The following is a 25,936-nucleotide window of genomic DNA, read 5'->3' as shown; positions in this document are numbered from 1 at the left end:
CATAAAATTTCGTTTACAACTTCTTAGTTATAAAAGCCAGCCTCCAGTAACATAAATTGTTTGACCAGTAAGGTAACTGCTTCGTTCATTCAGCAACACTTTGATCCAATATGAAATATCTTTTCCATCAGCCCAACGACCAACAGGAATCTCTTCTTGAACTTCCTCAATAGTATCTTCTGAAAAAATACTGTTCATATTAGTCTTTACAGCACCTGGTGCAATTACATTAACCGTCAAATTATTTGATGCTACTTCACGTGCATAAGCCTGCGCAAAACGACTTAACCCACCTTTAGTGGCACTATATACCGATTCCAGAGCACTACCGTAGCCTCCATAAACCGAACCTAAGTAAACGATTCGACTAAAACCTTGTTTCATTAGCTGCGGCTCCAGTAATTTAGTTAATTTAATGGGTACAGTCAGATTGATTTTTATTAATCTTGTAATATTATCAAGATCTTCATCCCCTAGAAAGCCGTAATTAGTGACCCCTTGAGCAAAAACTGCTGCATTAACCGGCAATAAATTTTGGACAAATTCACTTAATTGTGCATCATCAACTTCAAAATCTAACTTAATCGGCATAAAATCCTGGTCAGGATATTTAGTAAACAACTTTTGACCTAATTCTTCAGCAACTTCCTTTTTGGAATTGTAATGCAAATAAAGAGACCAGCCATCTTCAGCCAAATCACGACAAATTGCTTGTCCTATACCACCTGTAGCACCGAATACAATTGCACGCTTCATTTATTGCTCCTCCTTATCAGAGTTTAAATAAGCCGAGCAAATAGTGCTATCTTTCATCAGCTTTTGACAAATTTGATCGAATTCTTCAAAGCCCATCGTCTGCAACTTTAATAAATTAAGTTGTAAATCTTCATGGTCAAGATTTTCTTCAATCATTTCAATTGCAAAATATGAAAGATTATTCATTGTCCGAATAGTACGGGCCAGCCATTCTTTCTTCTGCAAAACAAAATTCTCTTTAATAAAACGATATTGCTCAGAATTAAGATCTATAGGTTGGGTTAAAACGCGTTTAATCTCCTCAATTATTCTTTGATTATCTGCACTAACTCCAAAAATAGTAGCAAAATCGCCTTGTCTAGTATAGTTAACTGAAATTTGCAAAGGATTAGCCAACAGCTTTTCCTTGCGCATTTTCTCAAACCAAGGACTCATCACGCTTAATTTTGATTCTAACATTATTTCTAGCAGAATTTGAGTCAAATCAGAACTAGATAATACTTTCTTAAAGTTTTTAAATCGAATACCCAATCCAAAAGCTTTTGAATTTCCTTTAGCTTGCAAAACTTGATCTGAAAGCTCACCCACTGGTTGAGAAACCGGAGTCGAAACATCTTTACGATCAGCTAGATACTTAGTTTGCAATTTACCTACTTGACGCAAAATGGTTCGAACTTGATTATCCGAAAAATCACCACAAGCAACAAATTGCATTTTAGTAGGCACATAATTTTCAGTATAAACCTTAGTCAAATTTTGCTTGGTTACCTGATTAATCGATTCTTTAGTCCCAACTACTTCGGTCCCTAAATTGGAATTACCAAACATGCTCGTCATAATGGCATTGTTTACTTTCCACATCGGATCATCCTGGTACATTGCCAATTCTTGCTCAATTATAGGAGCCTCTTTGGCAATATTTTGTTTAGTAAAATATGGCTCGCCTACTAATCTAAACAACAGATCAATCATCTTGGGGGTGTGTTCAATCCCGCTGCAATAAAACATAGTTTCATTGAAGGAGGTAAATGCATTAACATCTGCGCCAATTTCCTCAAATTGTGAAGAAATATCTCCATCTTTTTTAGCAAATAATTTATGTTCCAAAAAGTGGGCAGAACCCGCTACTTTTTGGGGATCACTACTGCCGAAATCAATAATAATACCAAAAAAGCGTTGATAAAAATGGGGCTTCAGGATAATCTCGGCTTTAAAACCAGATTTATATTCTCTTTTAATAATTTTTGGTGTAATCATTTTAAAATATAGCTTTCATTAAAGAATAAATTTTGAACAAAACTGACTAATTGATGAGTTGTGACCTTTTTAATAGCAGTCTCTCGATCAAAATCTAAATAGTCTGAAAATAATTCTCCTCGAAAGGCTTGACCCATTTGCCAATTTTGACTGTCTAAACCAATTTTAGTATTTCTATACAAGGCCTTTTGAGCTTTCTTAAAAAGTTCTTCATCTACATTGCCAGCAGCCAAATTCTCTATTTCATTTAATATCACTCGCTTAGCAGATTCTACTTGATCGGGATCCAATCCAGCATTAATTAAAAACAGAGAATTATTAGCAAAACAGCTAGCCTCGACAGCATAAGCTGCACCTAATTCTTCACGAATTTTACTAAACAACTTAGATGATTGGTCTCCTGCTAAATATTGACTTAAAAGTAAGCCTACAATTTGTTCCTGATAATTAATTGTATGATTAATGCCAAAGCCCATTAACAATTGTGCTTGCGCATTGCCTTGTTCATCAACTTTTTCAATTAAGTTTTTGTTAGCAGGAATAGTTAAGCCAGTGGTTTGGAAATTTTTTATAATACCAGCCTGGGTGAAATAAAATTTAGCTAGTTTAGTCATTAACTGGTGGTCACGTCCCATGCCAATTACGGCTACAGGGACATCACGCAGACTCTCAATGTAACGATTTACCTCATCTACAGTAGCATTTTGTATTTCATCAATTGGTCCCATAAAATTCTCAGCATAATCTGGCTGATCCCGGTACCATAATTTAAAGAATTGATCGATGGCATAATTGGCAGGCTGCTCCATTAACTCGCGATAATCATCTTCTAGTTGTCTTTTCGCATAGGCCAACATCTCCGGAGTACAATCTGGCTTAGTAATAATTTCGCTAATAGTTTGAATTATTTCTTGACATACATACTCTGGATCCAGTACTTCAGTTGGTTCAACAAAATTTGCATAATAAGTCAAAATTATTTCTTTACCAAAAAGCTGAGGCATAATATCCAATTGCAAATCATATAAATCGGCCAATCTTCGAGTCTGCTCCGCAATTTGTGGATATAACATACTGGTGTTTGACTGCAAACGTGATAGCAAGCTTGCAAAAGCTAAATTGTGACTTGTCAGCGGTAAACGCAAAAAACAGCCCAACGCGGCTGTTGTAAATTTCTTATTTTTCCTAATTGTAATATTAGTCATTAGCATTATTTCCATTACCTTCATTCTTTACTGGTGGGACTAATACTTGACGTGGCTTTGAACCTTCAGAAGGTCCCACAATTCCTTTAGCTTCCATCTCATCCACGATTCTTGCAGCCCGATTATAACCGATCCTAAAACGTCTCTGCAACATAGATACGCTTGCTGTTTGCTGACGACGAACCAAATCAACGGCTTGATTATAAAATTCATCTTCCGGTTCATCGTTTCCATTATCAGAAGCCGATGAGCTTTCACCCTTTTTAGGAATCATAGTCTCATCATAGTCAACTTTTTGTTGCTTCTTTACCCAATCGATTACACGTTCAACTTCATCACTCGCAATATAAGCACCTTGAATACGTTCAGGTTTTGAAGCACCAATTGGCATATAAAGCATATCACCACGACCTAGAAGTTTTTCAGCTCCTGTTTGGTCCAAAATAGTTCTAGAATCTACACCACTAGATACAGCAAAAGAAATACGAGATGGAACATTGGCTTTAATTAAACCAGTAATAACATCTACACTTGGACGCTGAGTAGCTAAAATCATATGAATTCCGGCAGCTCGAGCCATTTGTCCTAGTCGAACTATTGCTCCTTCAACATCATGGCCACCAACCATCATCAGGTCACTAAGTTCGTCAACCACTACTAAAATATACGGCAATGGCTTCATTGCAGGCTTAGATTTATCCTGATTATTTTCAGCGACTTTTTGATTATATTCGCCCATGTTGCGAACGCCACCTGCCGCAAATAACTTATAGCGGCGTTCCATTTCTTTAACTACTTTGCGCAATGCATTAGAAGCCAATTTAGCATCTGTTACAACCGGAATTAACAAGTGTGGTACTCCGTTATAAACAGAAAGTTCTACCATTTTAGGATCAATTAAAACTAGCTTTACATCTTCTGGTCTGGCTTTCATCAAAATACTTGCCAAAATAGTGTTGATGGCAACAGACTTACCAGAACCAGTAGACCCAGCTATTAATAAGTGTGGCATTTTTGCCAAATTAGCGGAAATAGTACTTCCAGTAACGTCTTTGCCTAATGGCACATTCATTGGATCCTTTTTTGCCTTTGCATCTTGATGTTCCATTACATCTTTAAAAGATACAACTGAAGTTGCCCGATTAGGCACCTCAATACCAATAAAAGGTTTTCCTGGAATTGGAGCTTCAATTCTAATATCCTTGGCTGCAAGTGCCAAAGCCAAATCGTCAGCCAAATTAACAATACGACTAACTTTTACACCGACGGCAGGTTGAACCTCATACCGAGTAATAGTAGGGCCTAAAATGGCCTTTTTAATAATTACCTTTACACCAAAACTCTTAAAAGTAGATTGTAAAACCTGAGTATTTTTCTTAATTAAATCACGGTCTGTACTCTGATCAGTTGATTTAATTGGATCTAATAAACTCAAAGGTGGCTTTTTATATGACTTGTTAACTATAGTATCTGTTTTTAACTCACCATGATCCACATTGGCTAATTCTTGCACCAATTTTTGATCTTCTTGAGCAAAAGAATGCGATTTGGGTAAATCCTTGCTGTCAGGTTCTTCATGCTGTGGTGCAATTTGGATTTGCGGCTCAGGAGCCGGCTCTGGATCTGGTTCGACCGTCACGTCTTCACTTGAAGGTTTAACACTAGTATCTTCCTCATTGTCATCAGAATCAAAATCTGCAACGTCTGGGAAAATATTTTTATTATCGTCATTAGCACGTTTTTGTTTTCTTTTTTCCAATACGTCGCTATATTTGTCCTTCAACTTAACACCAGCGGTTTTATTTTTTTGAATAAATAATTGACTGCTGGATTGAAATTTTTCAATAATCGTCCTGAATTTCACATCAAAGAACATCAAGATCCCAATAGGAATTAGTAAGAACGCAAAAATCTTGATTCCAATTTGTCCTAATAGCGGATAGAAAATCTGATAACCTAGCGAACCAATCAGACCGCCACCGACACTTTCTGTAACAGCGGCACGACCAAATTCTGCAGTCATCGCATGCCAGAATGAATTCAAGAAATTACTATTTACTAATTCATGCTCGTAATACAAGCTACTTTGAATCAATAAAATACCAATTAATGCTAAAGAAAGCCCAATTGTACGTTTAACTGACAAATGAACTGGCTGGTTATAAATCAAATTTACCAGCCCAAAAAGGGCTAATAAACTAGCAGCTAATAGATATGAATCACCAAAAAACAAGCGAATCAAATTAGCAATCTGTTTACCTAAAATACCAAATCTAACAAAGGCAAAAACAGCTAGCAAAATAAATACTAGCCCCAAAATACTCCAATTTAAATTTTGTTTTTTAGTTGTTTTCTTTTTAGAATATGTCTTTTTTGTCTTTCTTTTTTTCCTTTTTACAGGCATGTACTCACCCTAATTAGTGATTAAAAATTGGCTTTAAAGTTCAAGTTAACCGGTTGGTCAAAAGTTACTTGAGTTACTTCATACGTTAAAGTCTCAATATATTCAACCAATGGTCGACTTAAAAGTTGCCAATCTGCGCTACTGATATCAGAACCATCACCATGATAATCTTTTAATTGAACAACCTGATGAATAGTTCCACTTACTCTAAATTCACTTGGTGCAGGAACTACATCATAGAACACAGCTACATCATAATAGCTGCCATTTTCTTCTGAATGCTCATCATCTTGACTTACATCCAATTTTTGAATGCCAGTTCTAACATCGCTCTTTGGTTCTGTATCTTCATCAACTAAATCATAGTGAAATGCTTGTACAGTTACTGGTGTTTGTCTCTCAAAATCCATTATTCTTCACTTCCTAAATTACGTTCATATCTTTCTGGACGATCATAATCATCCTTCAATTTATCATTTTCATAATGGTGTGCAGTTTCCATATTTGGAAATCCTTGTTGACGCAATGCTTCAAGCAAGACCATTGCTACAGAATTCGACAAATTATAGCAACGAATATTATCTGACATTGGAATTCTTAAATTTCTGTCATAATATTCACGCATAAAAGTTTCAGGTAAACCTGTAGTTTCCTTACCAAAAACAAAATAATAATTTTTATTTGGGTCGGTGTAATCTACATCTACATAATTCTTTGATGAAAACTTAGAAATTAAATACATTTCGTCATTAGGCCCTAAAGTCTTTAAAAAAGCATTCAGATCATCATGACGACGTACATCAACTTTGTCCCAATAATCGAGCCCTGCTCGTTTCATTTTTTTATTATCAATTTGAAAACCCAAAGGTTCAATCAAATCTAAAACTGTATTGGTACCTGCACAGGTACGTGCAATATTACCAGTATTAGCTGGCATTAACGGCTCATATAAAACTACGTGATTTGTCATTTCAAAAACTCCTTAAACTAAAAAAGCGCAGCTTTTAAACCACGCTTTAATTTATTTAGCATTATTTGCTTTTGTATCTGCATCTCCCGTGGTCGAAGAAACAGCATCTGTTTCACTAAAAATTTCAGATTCTCTTCGATAATAATTGTACACGCGAGACACGATAATCTTCAAGATTGCATAGATCGGAATACCAAAAATTACACCCCATAGTCCCCAAACGGAACTAGCACCGATTAAAAGTAAAATAGTAGTTACGGGATGCATTTCCATTTTATTCCCCATAACTAAAGGACTTAAAATTCTAGTTTCAATTGCTTGTTCAATTAAAAAGACCACTAAAACCTTAATTAACATTGATCCTGAAGTCATAATTGCAATTACGAATACCGGAATAAGAGCCAATGGTGTCCCAAAATATGGAATCAAATTCATAAAACCGGCTAGGATAGCTAAAGCTAATCCATATGGTAGGCCAATTATTATGTAGCCAATTACAAACATGACGCCTACCCAAAAAGCAACTGTTATTTGACCACGAATATATGAAGCCAATGCATAGTTGATATCATACAACAGCTGACTAAAACTAGGTTGCCAATGCTCCGGTGCAAATTTCGTAATGTAAGGACGCAATTGATGCCCATCTTTGAGCATAAAGAATAAGATAAACGGTGCAGTAAGCAGAGTCATCACAATCATTGTAATGATACTTACCGCAGATGATATATTGCCTAAAGTAGCGTTGATAGTACTTTGCCCTGATTTAAACAAAGTTTTTTGCGTATTGTCTATCATGCCTTGTAAGCTACCTTTTACCTCATGCAAACGAGGATCACGCAAAGCATTCTGTGTTGCATTAACAGCATCGTTCCAAATATGAGGCCAGTTTTTAATCAGCGAATTAATCTGATTCTGGGCAATAGGAACCAGGATATTGATAATCCAGATTAAAGCTATTAAAACAAACAGAAACAAGACAAGAATTGTAGCAACTCTAGGTACTTTAAACTTCTTTTCAAACCAATCTACTACTGGATTCATTACATAATATTGAATAACCGCTAAAAGTAATGGCGGCAAAATCGCACTAAAAAATACCCAAGCAGGATTCAATACAAAAGAAATTTTTTTAAAAATCCAGATAATTAAAAAGAACAATAAGATGTTTAATAAAACAATACTAAACCGATTATCTAAAAACCATTTTTTAAATAAGGTTTCTTTTTTACTTTTTTGTTTATAATCCATCTACCTGTCCTAGTATTTAAATGTGTTCGTAAACAATATCATCATCCACTTTAAAGGTTGGAAGTGGTTGAGCAACATCTGGATCAAAATATACCGCATTTGCTAAAGGTGCTTTAGGAATTGGACGGTTAAAGAATAAAGTAGCGTGACCCAAAGCCTTCATATTACTTTCAACCATTGGACCTACATAATTAGCTACATAAGTTTGACCATCTACAGTAATCGTATCGCCCTTTTTAAAGACAAAGCCATTAACTGGAGTTTCATCACTAAATTTTTGAATAACTGAAACATCTTCTAAGTCTTTGTTGGCACCCTCGCCGAACAAAATTACCATGCCATCTTTATTATCGATAGCTTTTTTACCAATTTTTTTAATAGTTGAAATCCATTTCATAATCTTATATCTCCTTAAAAATAATTTTAGCATAAGAATAGCAGCTTAAAAACTTAAGCTGCCCAAATTATTAGATATTTTTGTGATGATACATCAACCATTTTCTTAGTTCATCTAATAATACTAAAGGAATTGGTAACAAGAATAGGAATAGCCAATCACTAGCAGTCAAGATAGTTGTATTGAGCACCTGCTGAATGCCTGGTGTAATAGTCAAAATAACGAATAGAATGATTTCAAAAATAATGCCGTACCAAATATTTTTATTCTCAAATAATCCCTTTTTAAAAACAGAAACTGTATTAGTTCTACAATTTAATACATTTGCCACCTGAGTGAAGACAATTGCACCTAAAACCATAGTTGTAGCTCGCATATAAATTGAGCCATTAGCAGCCAAAGCTACGTTAGGCCAACCATTTTGATAGTTCACAAAGAAATAGGCAGCTGTAGAAATAATACTTGATAAAAGACCATACCAACAAAAGGCTTTAATAATAACACCCTTGTTCAATAAATGTTCTGATCTTTTACGTGGTGGTTGCTTCATAATATCTGGATCGGCAGCTTCCGCACCTAATCCTAAGGCTGGAAGCATATCGGTACCTAGATCAACCGTTAAAATTTGCATAACTGTCATAGGAAGTGGAATTAATCCAGCCGAGAAAAGAAATAGCACTGACGGAATAGCTTCGGGTACATTAGAAGTCAAAATATATGTTAAGAACTTGCGGATATTGCTATAAACTGCACGTCCTTCTTCAATGGCAGCTACAATCGAAGCGAAGTTATCATCGGTCAAAATCATATTGGCTGCATCTTTAGCCACGTCAGTACCAGTCATTCCCATTGCAATTCCAATATCGGCTTGCTTTAAAGCCGGAGCATCATTAACTCCATCACCGGTGGAAGCTACAACTTCACCGTTAGCCTGACAATTCTTTACAATGCGGTATTTTTGTTCTGGAGCAACTCTGGCAAAGATTACCTCATCTTTTAATGCATGACGCAATTCTTCATCGCTCATTTGATCTAATTCATTACCGGAAATTACACGTGCTTGATCAGAAGTTAAACCAATTTGAACAGCCACTGACTTAGCAGTTAATTTTGAATCCCCAGTTACCATGATTATTCTAATTTTGGCCTGATGACAACGTTTAACTGCATCATAAATTTCTGGACGTGGTGGATCGCTCATTGTTGCTAAACCCACAAAGATTAAATGATTTTCCGCATCCGCAATACTTATTTTATTAATATCGACACCATGATCGATTATTTTATAAGCGAGGGCCATACTGCGCAATCCGCGAGAAGCATAATCAGCGTTTGCCTTTTTAGCGCGAAGACGATCTGCTTCAGTCATCGGACGAATTTTACCATCAACCTGGATTTGATCACATTGCTTAATCGTGTCGCTATAAGAACCTTTAGTGAGACCAATATAATGCGTATCATCCCAACGATGAACAGTTGACATTCTTTTACGATCAGAATCAAATGGCAATTCCCGCAAACGAGGATATTTTACTAAAACTTTTTGTTTATCAAATCCAGCTTTTTCTGCCATCACAATCAAGGAAGCTTCGGTTGGTGTACCTAAAATCTTAGGCTTTCCACCCTTTTTATTAGGTTGAACCGAAGTATCATTATCCAAAGCTGCAATTTGAACTAATTTACGTAAATCAGGATTTTCCTCATACCATAATTGTTTTGTATTTAGCTCAATCTGACCATTATTAACATAGCCATTACCAGTAACGTGATATTCATGAGCTGGTGTCCAAAGGTAGTGAATTGTCATTTGATTCTGCGTCAACGTACCGGTTTTATCTGAGCAAATAACTGTCGTTTCACCTAAAGTTTCAACAGAATTCAATTCTTTCACTAACGCATGCTTTTTAGCCATCCGCTTAACACCTTGAGCTAGACTTAAAGTTACCGTTGGCAATAATCCTTCTGGAATAAAAGCAACAATCATCCCCAAAGCAAAGATAAAAGCCTTAGCTAAAGGATACTTTACGAAGAAGATAGCTGCGATAAAAAATATAAGTCCAATCGTAATAGCAATAATCGAAATTTGCTTAGTCAATCGATTAAGCTCTGCCGTGAGAGGACTGCTTGTCTTCGTTTGTTTTTGCGTCAAGCTTGCAATTCGACCGAATTCTGTATTCATACCCGTCGCAAAAGCAATTGCTCTAGCAGTGCCAGCTCCCACAGTAGTGCCTGAGTAAACCAAATTGCTTTCAGCATAACTACCTTCACCAGGATCATACTTTGTGGTTTTAGACTCTGGAACAGATTCACCATTCAAAGCACTTTGATCTACTTGCATTGAACTGGCGGAAATAATTCTTGCATCGGCTGGGATTGAGTTACCAGCTTGTAAAACAAAAACATCCCCCGGCACTAGCTCTTTACTATTTATTTGCTTTTTCTTGCCATTTCTAATCACTTCTACATAGCTGGGCAACATATTGTTTAAGGCATCCGTTGCCCGCTTGGCGGCTCGCTCCTGCCAAAAACTAAATAAGCCATTGATAATATTAACCAACCAAATGGCAATTCCTAATTCTAACGTTCCGGAAACTATTGCAATTAACCCTGATATCCAAAGCAAAATTGCCATCATACTAGAAAAGTTTTTGAAAAACGTTTTCCATTCTGATTCAGCTGCGGCTTTTTTAATAGTATTAGTACCATATTTTTTAAGTCGTTTAGCGGCTTCCTCATCTGATAATCCAGAAGAAGAAGATTGCAAATTTGTAAAAACTTGTTGAACCTCATTCTGGGCATATAATTTACGGATTTTATTTTCATCCATCCTATACGCACCTTCTCATTTTTACAATTATTATTTTTCCCTTATATTTCCTACTCTAGCACTTTTCACGAGAACAAGTCACAATCTGATTCATTATTTTCCATGCTATACTTATCTCAGTTAATACTTTTTCTAAAAAATCGGAGGCATTATATGAAAGTTTTAATCGGTGGCTATACTAAGAAGACCTCTAAAGGTATTTATGAATTGCCTTTTACTGGTGAAGATAATGGAGCTAAGTTAGGCAAGGCTGAAAATATTATTAGTGTAGGTGGCCCTACTTATTTCCAAAAAGATGGCGATTTAATTTTTACTATTAACAACGCAGGTGACGAAGGTGGTATCAGCGTCTTTAAATTAGGTGAACATGGTTCAAGTGAAGTCGATCGCTATTTAATACCTGGCGCTTCACCAGCATATGTTGGTATTGATCGCGAGCAAAAGCTTATCTATACCGCAAATTACCACACCGCCGTTTTATCTGTATTCCACTACAATAAAAGCGGCAAGTTAGAATTACTCGATCAAGTCACTCACAAGGCCGAAACATTGGGCCCACGTCCAGAACAAGTCGATGGCCCTCACCCACACTTCTTCGATGAAACACCCGCAGGTAATTTAGTTAGCTGCGATTTAGGTAATGACACTGTCGACTTCTACCGGTTAGAAAACGGCAAGTTACATCACCTAGCTCAATATAAAAATGAAGCTGGTTTTGGAACTCGCCACATCGTCTTTTCAAAAGATGGTAACTACTTCTACGTTGTTGGTGAATTATCTAGCAAAATCAACGTAGTTAAATTTAATGAAGACACTTGGGACTTCGAAAATATCGCTACATACAAGACCATTCCAGAAGATTTTACTGAACACAATGGTGCCGCAGCACTTTACATTAGTAAAGATGGTAAATATGTTTATAACTCCAACAGAGGCCACAATTCTATCACCGTCTTTAAGATTAATGATGACCACACCCTAAGCTTAGTTCAGCGCATTTCTACATTTGGTGATTTCCCTCGTGACTTCAACTGGGATGCCGATCAAAAATACGTAGTAGCTGCAAATCAAAATACAGATAACGCTACCTTGTATATCAGAAATGGCGGTAATGGAACTTTAACTCCAATTCAAACAGAAATTCCTGTTCCTGAAGGCACTCGCGTACTTTTCACCAAATAACCCATAATGAAAAATAACCATGACATGCTAGTCATGGCTTTTTCATTTCATAAATTTAAAGTAAAATAGACATAAGCAGAACTGAATTAATAAGAAGGTGACCAAGTGAAACAAAAGATTATTCGTATCATACTATTTATTCTAGGTGGAATTTTAGGATTATTGCTTTTATATAAATTATATTTAAGCTATCTACCAGAATTAAAATTACTAGTTCATTTTGATCACCATAATGAAGAATTGTTAATTAAAATGGTTCGTAGCCACGGGATCGAAGATTTAGCTTTTCTTTTTATTTTAAATGCCATTTGTGTGGCAATTCCCGGCTTATCTAATGGTATCTTCTGTGTTTTGAATGGAATCTTGTATGGTCCAGCATTTGGCTTTATTGTTAACTGGATTAGTGATATTTTAGGACAAATCATCTTGATGCAGTTTTTGCACAAACTATATGACATTAAACATATGTCTAATAGTAAGATCTACAAATTGTTAACTACACAAAAATATCCGATGGTCGCTCTAACTATTGGCTATCTCATCCCATTTATTCCAAGTGCAACCGTTAGCTATGTCAATATTTTGATTAATAAAAATGATTTCAAAAAGCAATTGATTCCGATTGTGATCGGGGTAAGTCCATTTGCTTATCTTTATGCTTATGGTGGCGACTCAATTTTGCATCTTGACACCAGCAGAATTATTAAGGCAGCAGTCATGATTGTGGCCGTTGCCCTAATAGCTGCAGCGATTTTATTTATTATGAAGCGCGTTAAGAAGCATACAAAAAAAGCTTGATAAAAATCAAGCTTTTTTCTTTTTGCATTAAAACTACATCAAGTTAGCTTCTTTTAACAATTCTTCTACCCAAGACTTCTTAATCTTGCGCATCCCTGTCTTAAGAGCTAATTTTTCAGGGAGTGGCATGTCTTGATCAGCCAGCTTCCTCTTGTCTGACATGTAGTACATTGCCCGCAAGAGTTGACGAATATCGTAAATTGAATCAAATACTTCAGGAACACCACGGTCAACATTCAAAAGCGTGTAAACAGCTTCCATAGCCGTTCTGACTGAATATTCAGTAGTAAAGACGGTATCTCTTGTTGGCGACTCCGCAAAGTTGCCAATAAAGGCGATGTTGACAGAACCATCTGGTACAACGGCTGGACGATCACCGCTATGTCTTGGCATGAAGTAACTAGTAATGTATGGCATGTAAACAGGAACAGTATTCATGTTTTCTTCACTAGCTAATTCACTAATTTGACTTTCTGGAACACCTAAGTGATACAAAAGTTCCTCGGCAATTTCCTTACCGCTGCAGTCAACCACTCTCTTCTTAATGTAATTACCTTCAGTGTCTGAATAAAGTGCATAAATCCAAACTACAATTTCATCTGGATTTTGACTCTTGAAGTGTGGTTGACGGTGAATAGTAAAACTAAGCTCCCAGTTAGAATCGACAATCGTGATAATACCACCAGTATTAACTTTGCCATCATAAAGACTACGTTTAGTCAAACGTTCAAAGTATGGAGCTAATTTCTTATTCTTCAAAGTAGTAGTTGCGGAAACAAACCAGCTACGTTCTGGTAAGTTTTCACAGAAGACATCTGGGTGACCAAAGTCTGGATCTTGCTTTGCCAAATTTTCCCATAACTTCCATGAACTACCTTTAGCATGTGTAATTGGAGCTGGGGTATTTTGATCACCGTAAGTTGAACTCTCAGTAATTGAACCATTAGTAATAAATACGATGTCATTTGGAGTCAATGGAACTTCTGTTTCCTTGCCATTTTGAGTCATAATGATCTTCTTAGCAATCTTTTGCTTGCCATCATGATCAACTTCTACATTTTGAACGTGACAATCATATTCAAATTTAACACCATGATCTTTTAAGTATGCCAAGAGTGGTTTTACCATTGATTCATATTGGTTATACTTGTTAAATTTCAAAGCGGTAAAGTCTGGCAAACCATCAATGTGGTGAATAAAGCGCATTGCATAACGGCGCATTTCGGCTACTGAGTGCCATTTTTCGAAAGCAAACATTGTTGACCAGTATGACCAGAAGTTAGTCTTAAAGAAGTCATCGCTAAAGAATTCCTCAATAGTTTCTCCTTCAAGTTTCTTTTCTGGTGTCATGATTAATTTAACAATTTCATTAGTACATTTGCCTAAACCGTATTGACCATCACTTGGAAGACGATCACCACGGTTATAAATCAAACGGCAATTTGAGGAGTTAGGGTCTTCTTTATCAAGCCAATAATACTCATCAAGATAAGAAGCACCTGGAATTTCCAAACTTGGAATTGAGCGATACATATCCCATAAACATTCAAAGTGATTCTCCATTTCACGTCCACCACGGACAACGAAGCCAGCGTTTGGACGTTTAGCACCGTCAAGTGAACCACCAGCTACTGGCAATTCTTCCAAGATATGAATATTCTCACCTTTCATTTGAGCATCACGAATCAAGAAGACAGCTGCAGAAAGGCCAGCTAGACCGCTACCGATAATATAAGCAGACTTATTGTCTACGCCTTCAGGCTTTTTAGGATCTGCAAAAGCTTCATAATTACCATTGGAATAATACATAAAGGTATCCTCTTTTCTGTATAAGTATAGTTTATATTGCACTTATCATTCTAAAGAATGCGCTTTCTTTATGCAAGTATTTTAATAGTTTATCCTAATGATTTTAAAAATTTTTATTAATTAACTAATTTTTGCCATAACTTCGACATGTCTTGTGGATCTTTGATTTCAATTACTCGCTTTTTTTCATTATCAAATGGATCAGGGAAAGCTAAATAAAAACAATTTAATGCTTGCCGAGAAAAATCGTCATCAATGCCATATAAGGGATCACCAAAAAGTGCATGGCCTAAATAAGCCATATGAACCCTTATCTGATGCGTTCTACCTGTTAACAGGCGTAATTCTACTAGACTAGCCCCTTTAACTTGGCTAAGCACACGATAACACGTCTGTGCTTTTTTTCCGCTTGCTACTACGGCTCTTTTTACACCGTCGCCTTCTTTACCGATCGGTTCATCAATTAATCCAGCTAACTCATCTTTCGCAAAATTCCCATGAACAATAGCGTGATACTTTTTAATAAACTGCTCTTTACCAATTTTGCTAAAACGAGCATGCGCAACAGCATTCTTTCCAACTAATACTAAACCAGAAGTATCTCGGTCCAAACGAGTAATCACATGAGGCTTTAAATCCTTTTCATTTTGACTCGAAAAATAGCCCATTAATCTATTTACAATAGCATCGTTATCTTCATATCTAGACGGGATTGATAAAACCCCAGCTGGTTTATTTAGCACAATATAATTTTTAGTCTCTAAAACTGGATCTACCGGATTATTAGATGGCTTCAAAAATTGATTTTTCTTTTCTTCACCACTAACAAAAATAACTTCATCCCCAGTCCGTAAATGAAAACTTAAATATCTTCGCTTATGATTTACCAAAATCATTCCGTGATGATGTCTTGCCTTAATCAAAGCCTGATGCGAGAAACCATTCTTTAACAAAAAAGAGCCCAATTTTTTGGGATCTTTTTCTTGTACAATTAATTTAAATAAACTTGTCATTACCCTCGTTATCCTTAATAAACGCATTTTGTACACGCGCCCAAAAATGGTGATGACCAAACTGATCAAACTGAATTGAGTGCTTAGAAATACGATATTCTATTTTTTTGGCATTTTTAACATCGATTCTTGCCCCATCCACAGTCATTACAAAATGATCAGCGTTAGGCACAATCGTAATCCATTGATCGGGTGCGATTACAATTGGCGCAGATAATGTTCTAAATACACGATTATTGATTGAAGCGATCTCTGTCATTTGCAAAGCTTTTAATCGCGGATGAATTACAGCCCCGCCCAGCGATTTGCTATAAGCGGTTGAGCCCGTTGGCGTAGAAACACATAAACCATCGCCTCTAAAATTTTCAAATATTTCATCATCAATATAAACATCTGCTTCAAGCGTATGTGATATTCTTTTAACCGCTGATTCATTTACAGCCAAATGATAACGAGTATCGCCCGACTCAGTTAACATTTTAATTTCAAGCAAGGGATACTTAGCCGGTTGATCTTTGGTTAATAAAAGCGCATCAACCATTTTATCAATATCATAATTACGCCAATCAGTATAAAAACCTAAGTGTCCTGTGTGCACACCTATAAAACGTACTGAATCAACCTGATTCTCATAACGATGAAAAGCGTTGATTAAAGTACCATCTCCGCCGACTGTAATTACTACATCTGGATATTTAGCGTCAAAAATGACATTCTTCTTTTGCAATAGCTTCTTAAGATAGGCCACTGTCTCTAAAGTCTTATCATAGTTATTATGCGCTATTGTTACTTTCATGACTTTTCCTTGCCTTTATTTTTGGTAAAAATCTTTTGAGCTTCTTGGACCTCATCCTTAATAGAAGACATTTCTTCATCTAGCTTATACGCAGCTTCTGCGGTTGACTTAAGTCGTTTTGAAATATCCTCTGGATAAGCACCTTGGTATTTATAATTTAAAGTATGTTCAACAGTAGCCCAAAAATTCATTGCTAAAGTTCTAATCTGAATTTCCGCAATTAACTTTTTAGGTCCTTCTGGCAAGTAAACTGTATAGTTAATTACCATATGATATGAACGATAGCCTGAAGGTTTAGCATTTTGAATATAATCACGCTCTTCTACTACTTCCATATCATCACGTGAATGAATTAAGTCTACCACCTTATAAATATCGTCCACAAATTGTGTCACAATACGTATACCGGCAATATCTTGCATATCAGTTTCAATGACATCTGGGCTAATTACCCGTCTCGTCATTTTTTCTTTAATAGAATCTACTGTCTTCACCCTACCAATTACAAATTCAATTGGTGAATGTTCTCCCCTAGTTAAAAAGCCTTGTCTAAGGGAACGAAATTTAACCTTTAACTCGCGTACAGCTTCATTATAAGGCCACAAGAAGTTATCCCAATCTACTTCCATGAGAAAACATCCTTTCTTAGTAAACAAACACATTTTACCATGTTAAAGATTATAATCTGAACTGATTTAAATATTTTTTCCTAACTATTATAATGATTTATGGATTCGGAGGTTTTAAACTTATGAGCAAAAATCGAGAAATCGAAGCTAAAACACTTTTACATAAAGAAACTTATCAAAAAATAGTCAGTGATTTTCCTGTAAAAAGTGATTTTGTACAAGAGAATTATTATTTTGATACACCTGATAAATTATTAAAAAAGCACCATATTAGTTTGCGAATCAGAATTTATAGCGATCATGCCGAACAAACAATGAAAGTGCCTGATCCTAATCCAGTTCAAAAAAATTATCATGAAGTTATTGAAATTAACGATAATTTAACTCATGCGCAAGCTAAAGAATTGGTAGCAAAAAAGCACTTTACCTTTCACGGTAATATTGGTCAATACCTCAGTGCACATTTTGCTAAGGAACAAGACGCTCTTTCACTTTTCACCTGGAGCAAAACTAGACGTATCTTAATGAATGGACCACAAGATTGTGAATTAACATTAGATGCAACTTCTTATCCAGATGGCTATGAAGACTTTGAGTTAGAAATCGAGAATGATGATCCAGTTTTAATAACTAATGTCCTAGCTAAGCTGGAAAGCGATTACAATTTTAAGCAGAATTCTAGCAATACTAACCAAAGTAAAATTGCTCGAGCAAGTATTCACAAAAAATAACATATAGAAAATAAGGCATATTTTTTGTCACTTTTTTTGTTTCTTGCTAAAGTATCAATAGTAAATCACCAAAGGGGTCGAGAGTATGTTCGAGATTTTTCTATTCATTAATCCAATAGGAATTTACTGTTATGATACGGAAAAACAAATTCGCAACACCGTTGATGAACTTGGAATTGACGTTTGTTATCACTATATTCCTATTGCTAATGTTTGTTTAATAAATGATGACGCTATTAGGCGTCGTAAGGATGCACAAAAGCTGCCAGACATCAGTACTTTTTCTAAAGCAACTTATGATGCGCTAGAAAATTACCATGCTATTAAACTTAAATATGGTAATAAAAAAGCACGTGAATTTTTATATGAACTGCAAAAGAATTTAAGTCATGATGCTTCAGCTTACAATCCTAAATTGTTAGAAAAAATTGCTACTAAGCTTAACATTAAAGCTAATACAATTAATGCAATCGAGAAAAGCAGTTATGTACGGAGTTCAATCGAGGAAGATCAAAAATTAGCTAATCAATGGAACATTAAAGCTACACCAACAATTGTTTTGTTCAATGAGGATAATGAACAAAACGGTGTACTTCTAGAAGGTCCCGTTGCACATGGGGATTTAGTTAATTTGCTTCTACCTGATTATCAAAATTGCTTTTCAGATTTCATGCAACAACAAAACCACTTACGCCTTATTTAATAGGCGTTTTATTTTTGCAAAAATTTAGTGACAGAATCTACTTCACCAGGATTACGCCAAGTACTAAACACTTCATCTGGCAAACTATCCACAGTTAACCCCTTGCAATAAAGTAACCCGCCTATTTTTAATCCAAGCTTTGTTTTCTGCACTAATTGCCTTCTTAAATATTTTTTTTGATTATTTATATTAATTGGATAGTCTCTTTTTATAGGTTTAAAATGCCAAAACATCTTCATATCTAATTCATCTAAAGCAAAATATTTTACTTGGTAATGAAGATTATTCGTTACCGGTTCCTGTAAAACATTATATTTTAAGCAAAACACATTCTTTTTAGGATTAATCTCCAGATAATAATTTCCCCACAATTTATTCTTTCTAAAAAAGATCGACTGAGTATGTTTTAGTTTCTTCTTTAAATAATGCCTTCGTCCCACAATCCAAATATCGGTTACTCCTATTTCAGAATACAATAAATGTCGATGTCTAAATTCAGTGTCACTTAGCGGTGCACATTGAACTTCAAAGGCTAATTTTTCTGAAGCCAAAACGTCTGCTCTTAACTGACCATCAGCCAACGGTATCTCAACTTGTGCATTGAATCCAGCCGCAGTAAGCGCGGCTTTCAACAGCATCTTAGATTGATGATGCTCCTCTTTTTCTCCCATCGCATTGCTATAACTAGTTAAATGCTTAAAAAAGGCTGCCTTTTGTTCTGAAATAATTAAAATTACTTTTTTATGACAGTGTGGACAACGATAATCATCTATATTTAAATTTTTTTGACCGGTATTAACCATATTCGCTTCACTAACGGCTAATACTATTTTTTTATTCAACATGGCTGCATACATATTTCTTCACCCATGTTTTATTACGCAAAAAAGAGACGTTTTTTTCTAACGTCTCTTTTTCTTTATAAAATCTTAATTATTGCTTTTGAAGAAAGTAATAGCGAATATAATCAAGAGCATCACGGTTCAACAAACATTTTCCAGTTTCCTTTACCGTCTTCATTTCTTCATCATCAATCTTGATTCCGTATTCATTAGCAATAGCCCAAGCATCAGCTGGCTTAAGTTCAGCATAATTTTCATCTAAAAATGCTAACTTCAAGTAGTATTTACCCCGTAAATAATACAAACTTGAAGCCAGATCACTTACTTTCAAACTATCCGCTAATTCAACTAGATTTCCTAACTCATCAAAGCTGTAGGAATGATGATTTTGGAATTTCCAATATTGAGTATTAACTGCGTTCTCCTGATTAGATGATTCAAGCTTTTCTTCTTTTATTGGATCAAGTTCAGTATTTACATCATCTTTCGGATCAAGGTCAAAGAAACTTCTTCTTGAATCGGGCTCTGCCTGTGTTTGATTAGTCTCACTATTCATTGGCTCTATCATTTGACGGAGATTATCAGCATCATCAGGCTTAATCTTGGTAATCATCAAGTCAAGACCGCCATTGTTAGGCATTACCTGAAAAGTTACAGGTACTCCTTGAGTAAAGGTATGATCAGTATCTACCTCTGAAAGAATGGAGTAGAAGAATTGCTGTATTTTTTGTTTATCCCCCAATAAATCTAAAACCTTCAATCCACGATGAGCTAATTCATTTTTATTAATTCTAACTCTTATTGTATTTTCATTGATATGATCTACTTGCACAGGATATCTCCTCCACGAATTATATAACCTATTGTAGCCTATTTTTTATCTAAAATAAAAGTGTTAGCATCATTACTAACACTCTTCTATATTATAAATCTGCAATTTTTTGGGCTTCAGCCAATTCTAATCGACGAACCTTACGTGGTAAGAAACGACGAATTTCGTCTTCATTATATCCTACTTGAAGTCGACGATCATCCATAATAATTGGTCTTCTTAACAAGCTTGGATTCTTTTCTACTAAATCAAGTAACTGATCAATTGATAAATCATCCAAATTTATTTTTAATTGTTGAAAAGCTCTTGAGCGGGTAGAAATGATTTCTTCAGTACCATTTTCAGTCATACGTAGAATTTTTAATATCTCTTTTTTAGTCAAAGGCTCCGAAAAAATGTTTCTTTCCTTAAATGGAATATCATGCTTTTCAAGCCAAGCTCGTGCCTTACGACATGAAGTACAACTAGGCGAAACATATAAATCTACCATAAAAATCACGCTCCTCAGAACAAATATTTGTATACGTTCCTAATCTTACTATTAGTATAACATACTAACTTCTTTTTTGTAAGTACTCATTTTATCTTTTATATTAACTTCTCTTTATATCCTAAAGATAAAACGTGAATTATTTGTGAAGAAATTGTATGTTTTGTTTAAAATATTTAAATATGAAAAAAGAGACCTTTCGGTCTCTTTTCTCAATTCAAAATATGAATTTATTTGTCGATCTTCTTCATTAAGTCATTAACTAACTTTTCATTTTCTTCAGCAGTTTCTGAAACGAAGCATGCCTCGTTAGCCAATTCCTTAAGATCCTTAGTATCAAACTTCTTCATTAAGCTTCTGATACGTAAGATTGAAGTTGCACTCATTGAGTATTCATCAAGTCCCATTGAAAGTAAGATTGGGAACATGGTGTTATCACCGGCAGCTTCACCACACATACCACACCAGATACCATTTTCATGAGCAGAATCAATAGTGTGCTTAATCAAACGAAGTACTGATGGGTTATATGGTTGGTACAAGTATGATAGGTTATCGTTACCACGGTCAGCAGCCATAGTGTATTGGATCAAGTCGTTAGTACCAATTGAGAAGAAGTCAACTTCCTTAGCGAATTGATCTGCTAAAACAGCAGCTGCAGGAACTTCGATCATCATACCAACTTGCAAGTCGTCACCGATCTTAACGCCCTTTTCAACAAGCTTTTGCTTTTCATCATTTAAGATAGCCTTAGCTTGACGAAGTTCAGCCAATGTACCAATCATTGGGAACATAATACCAAGCTTACCGTATGCTGATGCACGAAGCAAAGCTCTTAATTGGGTACGGAAAATCTTTTCGTTCTTAAGTGAAAGACGAATAGCACGTACACCTAAGAATGGGTTCATTTCATCTGGCAAGTCCCAGTAATCTAGGTGCTTGTCACCACCAATATCCATTGTTCTGATGATAACTTGCTTGCCGTTCATGCCTTCGATAACTTTCTTGTAAGCTTCGAATTGATCATCTTCAGTTGGGAAGTTTGATGAATCCATGTACAAGAATTCAGTTCTGTACAAACCAACAGCTTCTGCACCGTTTTCATGTACACCTGGCATATCATTAGGAGTACCGATGTTGGCTGCAATAGTAAATTGCTTACCATCGGCAGTTACTGAAGGTTCATCCTTCAATTTCTTCCATTCAGCCTTTTGCTTTAAGAAAGCTTCACCCTTCTTCTTGTAGTCAGCTACTTGATCATCACTAGGATCAATAATAGCTACACCATCAAGACCATCATCAATTAACATGTCGCCGTTCTTAACGTCCTTAGTAATTGAATCAGTACCAACTACGGCTGGTAATTCAAGTGAACGTGCCATGATTGCTGAGTGAGCAGTACGACCACCAATATCAGTAATAAAGCCCTTAACGTATTTCTTGTTAAGTTGTGCAGTATCACTTGGAGTCAAATCATGAGCAACAACGATTACTTCATGGTCAATTGAAGCTGGGTTTGGTAATTCCTTACCAAGTAAGTGAGCCATAATACGCTTAGAAACATCGCGTACATCGGCAGCACGTTCTTGCATGTAAGGATTATCAGTCATACTTTCAAAAATTTGGATGAACTTTTGTGCAGTTTCATCTAATGCAGCTTCTGCATTGATCTTTGAATCCTTAATTTCATTCTCAATGGCACCAGTAAATTCTGGATCATTCAAAATCATTAAGTGAGCTTCAAAAACTTGAGATTCTTCTTCACCCAAGCTCTTCTTGGCAACATCACGAATCTTTTCAACTTCAGTAGTTGAAGTCTTAATAGCATCCTTGTAACGAGCTACTTCAGCTTCAACATCATCAACTGAAGACTTTGAAAATGAAAGATCAGGCTCCACAAGAAGATATGCTGGAGCAATGGCAATACCATCACTAGCAGCAATTCCTTTTAAAGTCTTGGTCATTATTCAGCTAAACCTTCTTTTTTCATAGTGTCGGCAATTGCGTCCAATGCGTCTTTTTCATCGTCACCTTCAGCAGTGATAGTAACATCAGCATTTTGGCCAACACCAAGTGACATAACACCCATGATTGACTTCAAGTTTACTGACTTGCCGTTGTATTCCAAGTTAACATCTGAACCGAACTTTGAAGCAGCTTGTACTAAAAGAGTAGCTGGACGTGCATGAATACCTGTTTCTGCAATAATATGAAAATCGCGTTTTTCCATTATAAATATCTCCTTTAAATTGAAAAAATTAAACTGGTAATAAATACCCATTCAGGTATTAGATTATCATGTTTTTACAGTTTAGACAACAATAATGTAACAGTTTACATTATTCAATCGTCAGTGTTCGTAGCGGTATATACAATAGCACCGCCTCTTTCAGCTCTGCCGGTAATATATTGTCTTTTGCCATAATTTCTAATAGTTTTCTGTAAATCAAAGGCATCTTCAGGCTCTACCTTATATTCTTTAAGCTCTCCAGACACCAATTGATCTAAAATCTTTTGATAATCCAAAAATATCACCACACTTTTTAAATTTTATAATTTTTTCATTATTTATTCTACTATTTATGGTAATTTTTCAAAAATATTATTATTTTATGTGTTTCTTATATTAAGTAAGAAATGTAGAGCTTAGCACTTGACTACTAAGAGTGCTAATAATATAATTTTGTTACAACTTAAATGAAAGGCGGTCATGCATTTTGCTTTGTCAAAATTGTCATAAACGGCCAGCCTCCATTCACCTCTTTACTAAGGTAAATGGCCAAAGCCGAGAAATTGATTTATGTCAACAATGCTATCAAGAATTAAGAAATCAACAAGGAAATCTAGAAAATATGAATAATAACAATGAATTTTTTGGCGACTTTGATGATTTATTCAACGCTTTAAACGGAAATAACAACAATGCCGCAAATAATATGAACGGAAATAATCCAAGAATGCAAATGGGCGGAGGAAATGGTAACGGCAATCAAGGTGGTAAAAGTCTCCTTGACCAATACGGTACTGATTTAACTGCTCTTGCTAAAAAAGGAAAAATCGATCCAGTTATCGGCCGTGATAAAGAAATCGCTCGTGTAATTGAGATTTTAAATAGAAGAACTAAAAACAACCCTGTTTTAATCGGTGAAGCAGGTGTTGGTAAAACAGCCGTAGTTGAAGGATTAGCACAAGAAATCGTTGATGGTTCTGTCCCAGCTAAATTACAAAATAAAAGAATTATATCATTAAATGTAGTTTCACTTGTTCAAGGTACTGGAATTCGTGGTCAATTTGAACAACGGATGGAGCAATTAATCAAAGAATTACAACAAAGTGATGACATCATTTTATTCATTGATGAAATTCACGAAATTGTTGGTGCAGGTAACGCTGAAGGCGGTATGGATGCTGGTAACATCATCAAACCAGCCTTAGCTCGTGGTGAACTCCAATTAGTTGGTGCTACTACTATCAAGGAATACCGCGACATTGAAAAAGATTCTGCTTTAGCACGTAGATTCCAACCCGTTGAAGTAAAAGAACCTTCTATTGATGAAACTATTAGGATTCTGAAAGGTATTCAACAACGCTACGAAGATTACCACCACGTTCATTATACAGATGATGCAATTGAAGCAGCTGCTAAATTATCAGCTCGTTACATTCAAGACAGATTTTTACCTGACAAAGCCATTGACTTGTTAGATGAAGCTGGTTCAAGAATGAACTTAACTATTCCTTATATTGATAAGGATAAAATGCAAGAAAGAATCAATGCAGCTGAGCAACTAAAAGAAGAAGCCTTAAAGAATGAAGATTACGAAAAGGCAGCCTACTACCGCGACCAAATCGAAAAATACGAAAAAGTTAAAGATCAAAAGGTAGATCCAGACAAGTCTCCAGTTATCACCAACAAGATTATGAATAAGATTGTTGAAGAAAAGACTGGCATCCCTGTCGGCGATATTCAAAAGCAAGAAGAAAATCAATTGCAAAACTTAGCCAGTGACTTAAATGCTCATGTCATTGGTCAAGATAAGGCAGTTGAAAAAGTGGCTCGTGCTATTCGTCGTAACAGAATCGGCTTTAACAAATCAGGTCGTCCAATTGGTTCCTTCTTATTCGTAGGACCTACTGGTGTTGGTAAGACTGAACTTGCTAAACAACTTGCTAAGCAAATGTTTGGTTCAGAAGATGCCATGATTCGTTTCGATATGTCTGAATACATGGAACAATATTCTGTATCTAAGTTGATTGGTTCAGCTCCTGGTTATGTTGGCTACGAAGAAGCTGGTCAATTGACTGAACAAGTTCGTCACAACCCATACAGCTTGATTTTGCTTGACGAAATTGAAAAAGCTCACCCAGACGTTTTGAACCTCTTCTTGCAAATCTTAGATGATGGTCGTTTGACTGATTCACAAGGTAGAACTGTTTCATTCAAAGATACAATCATCATCATGACTTCTAACGCAGGTCAAGGCATCAAGAATGCTAGCGTTGGTTTCGCTGCTGAAAATGAAGACGAAAGTAATGAATCAGCTAGAAACAACATGAGTCAATTCTTCAAGCCTGAATTCCTTAACCGTCTTGATGACGTCATTGAATTCAACGAATTGACTAAACCTGACTTACTTAAGATTGTTGACTTGATGCTTGCTAACACCAACAACATGGTTAAGGATCAAGGTTTGTACATTGATGTTACCGACGCAGCTAAAGATAAATTAGTTGAAGATGGATTCAACCCTGCTTTAGGTGCTCGTCCACTTCGTCGAACAATTCAAGAAGAAATCGAAGATAACGTTGCAGACTTCAAGCTTGATCACACTGATAGCAAGAATCTTAAGGCAGATGTTGTCGATAATAAGATCGTTATTAGCGATGAAAACACAGCTGAGTAATTACGCCAATTAATAATTCAAAAAAGATTCTGTGATTAATAATCAGCAGCATCTTTTTATTTAATTTAATAAAAATAAAAAGATGCTTCTTAATTTGATGTATACTAAATTTAAGTTATAAAAACTAAAAGAAACAGGTG

At 35.7% G+C, this 25,936-nt stretch carries 24 protein-coding genes; 5 read left to right on the top strand and 19 right to left on the bottom strand.

The window, feature by feature from the left end; all coding sequences use genetic code 11:
* Positions 1-27: 27 nt before the first annotated feature.
* From ymfI to FC37_RS07170, 9 genes are all read right to left on the bottom strand, one after another.
* Complete coding sequence (gene ymfI / locus FC37_RS07210; RefSeq protein WP_025005496.1) at positions 28-756, bottom strand: elongation factor P 5-aminopentanone reductase; 729 nt, start codon at positions 754-756, stop codon at positions 28-30.
* Positions 757-2,013 (bottom strand): M16 family metallopeptidase, encoded by a 1,257-nt coding sequence (locus FC37_RS07205; RefSeq protein ID WP_056945577.1) that lies wholly within the window; start codon positions 2,011-2,013, stop codon positions 757-759.
* A complete protein-coding gene (locus FC37_RS07200) occupies positions 2,010-3,224 on the bottom strand; it encodes a M16 family metallopeptidase (RefSeq protein WP_025005495.1) in 1,215 nt (404 codons plus the stop codon). The genes FC37_RS07205 and FC37_RS07200 overlap by 4 nt, the downstream gene beginning before the upstream one ends.
* Complete coding sequence (locus FC37_RS07195) at positions 3,211-5,622, bottom strand: DNA translocase FtsK (RefSeq protein WP_056945576.1); 2,412 nt, start codon at positions 5,620-5,622, stop codon at positions 3,211-3,213. Before FC37_RS07195 ends, FC37_RS07200 begins: the two co-directional genes overlap by 14 nt.
* 20 nt (positions 5,623-5,642) lie before the next feature.
* Positions 5,643-6,032 carry a DUF1149 family protein gene (locus FC37_RS07190; RefSeq protein ID WP_025005494.1) on the bottom strand — a complete coding sequence of 130 codons (390 nt, stop codon included), beginning with the start codon at positions 6,030-6,032 and terminating at the stop codon, positions 5,643-5,645.
* Positions 6,032-6,592, bottom strand: a complete 561-nt coding sequence (locus tag FC37_RS07185; RefSeq protein WP_025005493.1) for a tRNA (cytidine(34)-2'-O)-methyltransferase — start codon at positions 6,590-6,592, stop codon at positions 6,032-6,034. Before FC37_RS07185 ends, FC37_RS07190 begins: the two co-directional genes overlap by 1 nt.
* A 51-nt stretch (positions 6,593-6,643) precedes the next feature.
* Positions 6,644-7,843 carry an AI-2E family transporter gene (locus FC37_RS07180; protein ID WP_025005492.1) on the bottom strand — a complete coding sequence of 400 codons (1,200 nt, stop codon included), beginning with the start codon at positions 7,841-7,843 and terminating at the stop codon, positions 6,644-6,646.
* Positions 7,844-7,859: 16 nt separating this feature from the next.
* Positions 7,860-8,240, bottom strand: coding sequence for a PTS glucitol/sorbitol transporter subunit IIA (locus tag FC37_RS07175; RefSeq protein WP_025005491.1), 381 nt, complete (start codon positions 8,238-8,240; stop codon positions 7,860-7,862).
* Positions 8,241-8,310: 70 nt separating this feature from the next.
* Positions 8,311-11,067: a cation-translocating P-type ATPase gene (locus FC37_RS07170; RefSeq protein ID WP_025005490.1), complete on the bottom strand. Its 2,757-nt coding sequence runs from the start codon at positions 11,065-11,067 to the stop codon at positions 8,311-8,313.
* A gap of 153 nt (positions 11,068-11,220) precedes the next feature.
* Here FC37_RS07170 and FC37_RS07165 point away from each other — a divergent pair, with 153 nt between their 5' ends.
* Together FC37_RS07165 and FC37_RS07160 are read left to right on the top strand one after the other, a co-directional pair.
* Positions 11,221-12,249, top strand: coding sequence for a lactonase family protein (locus tag FC37_RS07165; protein ID WP_025005489.1), 1,029 nt, complete (start codon positions 11,221-11,223; stop codon positions 12,247-12,249).
* Positions 12,250-12,354: 105 nt separating this feature from the next.
* Positions 12,355-13,047 carry a TVP38/TMEM64 family protein gene (locus tag FC37_RS07160; protein ID WP_025005488.1) on the top strand — a complete coding sequence of 231 codons (693 nt, stop codon included), beginning with the start codon at positions 12,355-12,357 and terminating at the stop codon, positions 13,045-13,047.
* Positions 13,048-13,080: 33 nt separating this feature from the next.
* Here FC37_RS07160 and FC37_RS07155 read toward each other — a convergent pair whose 3' ends face one another.
* The 4 genes from FC37_RS07155 to yjbM all read right to left on the bottom strand — a co-directional run bounded on the left by FC37_RS07155 (position 13,081) and on the right by yjbM (position 17,294).
* Positions 13,081-14,856: an oleate hydratase gene (locus FC37_RS07155; protein ID WP_025005487.1), complete on the bottom strand. Its 1,776-nt coding sequence runs from the start codon at positions 14,854-14,856 to the stop codon at positions 13,081-13,083.
* 116 nt (positions 14,857-14,972) lie between these two features.
* Positions 14,973-15,869 carry an RluA family pseudouridine synthase gene (locus FC37_RS07150; protein ID WP_025005486.1) on the bottom strand — a complete coding sequence of 299 codons (897 nt, stop codon included), beginning with the start codon at positions 15,867-15,869 and terminating at the stop codon, positions 14,973-14,975.
* The gene (locus tag FC37_RS07145) at positions 15,853-16,665 is read right to left on the bottom strand and encodes an NAD kinase (protein WP_025005485.1); all 813 of its coding nucleotides are present in this window, start codon (positions 16,663-16,665) and stop codon (positions 15,853-15,855) included. The genes FC37_RS07150 and FC37_RS07145 overlap by 17 nt, the downstream gene beginning before the upstream one ends.
* Complete coding sequence (yjbM, locus tag FC37_RS07140; protein WP_056945575.1) at positions 16,662-17,294, bottom strand: GTP diphosphokinase; 633 nt, start codon at positions 17,292-17,294, stop codon at positions 16,662-16,664. Before yjbM ends, FC37_RS07145 begins: the two co-directional genes overlap by 4 nt.
* A gap of 122 nt (positions 17,295-17,416) precedes the next feature.
* On the opposite strand from yjbM, the gene FC37_RS07135 reads away from it, so the two are divergent.
* Both FC37_RS07135 and FC37_RS07130 read left to right on the top strand, forming a co-directional pair.
* A complete protein-coding gene (locus FC37_RS07135; protein WP_025005484.1) occupies positions 17,417-18,025 on the top strand; it encodes a CYTH domain-containing protein in 609 nt (202 codons plus the stop codon).
* An 85-nt stretch (positions 18,026-18,110) separates the two neighbouring features.
* Positions 18,111-18,728, top strand: coding sequence for a DsbA family protein (locus tag FC37_RS07130; RefSeq protein ID WP_025005483.1), 618 nt, complete (start codon positions 18,111-18,113; stop codon positions 18,726-18,728).
* An 8-nt stretch (positions 18,729-18,736) separates the two neighbouring features.
* On the opposite strand, the gene FC37_RS07125 is transcribed toward FC37_RS07130, so the two are convergent.
* The 6 genes from FC37_RS07125 to FC37_RS07100 form a co-directional block, all read right to left on the bottom strand.
* The gene (locus tag FC37_RS07125; RefSeq protein ID WP_025005482.1) at positions 18,737-19,585 is read right to left on the bottom strand and encodes a competence protein CoiA; all 849 of its coding nucleotides are present in this window, start codon (positions 19,583-19,585) and stop codon (positions 18,737-18,739) included.
* Between the two features lie 76 nt (positions 19,586-19,661).
* The gene (locus tag FC37_RS07120; RefSeq protein WP_025005481.1) at positions 19,662-20,402 is read right to left on the bottom strand and encodes an adaptor protein MecA; all 741 of its coding nucleotides are present in this window, start codon (positions 20,400-20,402) and stop codon (positions 19,662-19,664) included.
* 91 nt (positions 20,403-20,493) lie between these two features.
* The gene (spx, locus tag FC37_RS07115) at positions 20,494-20,892 is read right to left on the bottom strand and encodes a transcriptional regulator Spx (protein ID WP_012211591.1); all 399 of its coding nucleotides are present in this window, start codon (positions 20,890-20,892) and stop codon (positions 20,494-20,496) included.
* Between the two features lie 230 nt (positions 20,893-21,122).
* Positions 21,123-22,856 (bottom strand): phosphoenolpyruvate--protein phosphotransferase, encoded by a 1,734-nt coding sequence (gene ptsP / locus FC37_RS07110; RefSeq protein WP_025005480.1) that lies wholly within the window; start codon positions 22,854-22,856, stop codon positions 21,123-21,125.
* Positions 22,856-23,122: a phosphocarrier protein HPr gene (locus tag FC37_RS07105; protein WP_005718606.1), complete on the bottom strand. Its 267-nt coding sequence runs from the start codon at positions 23,120-23,122 to the stop codon at positions 22,856-22,858. Before FC37_RS07105 ends, ptsP begins: the two co-directional genes overlap by 1 nt.
* Positions 23,123-23,235: 113 nt before the next feature.
* Entirely contained in the window at positions 23,236-23,418 is a 183-nt protein-coding gene (locus tag FC37_RS07100) for a hypothetical protein (RefSeq protein ID WP_014919161.1), read from the bottom strand.
* A 191-nt stretch (positions 23,419-23,609) separates the two neighbouring features.
* Between FC37_RS07100 and FC37_RS07095 the strand changes: the two genes are divergently transcribed.
* On the top strand, positions 23,610-25,796 hold the full coding sequence (locus tag FC37_RS07095; RefSeq protein ID WP_056945574.1) for an ATP-dependent Clp protease ATP-binding subunit: 2,187 nt from the start codon (positions 23,610-23,612) through the stop codon (positions 25,794-25,796).
* Positions 25,797-25,936: the final 140 nt, after the last annotated feature.

The sequence above is a fragment of the Lactobacillus gallinarum DSM 10532 = JCM 2011 genome, assembly GCF_001434975.1.
Classification (GTDB): Bacteria; Bacillota; Bacilli; order Lactobacillales; family Lactobacillaceae; genus Lactobacillus; species Lactobacillus gallinarum.
Note: the sequence above shows the minus strand (reverse complement) of the source record. Positions and strands in the feature narration are given on the sequence as shown.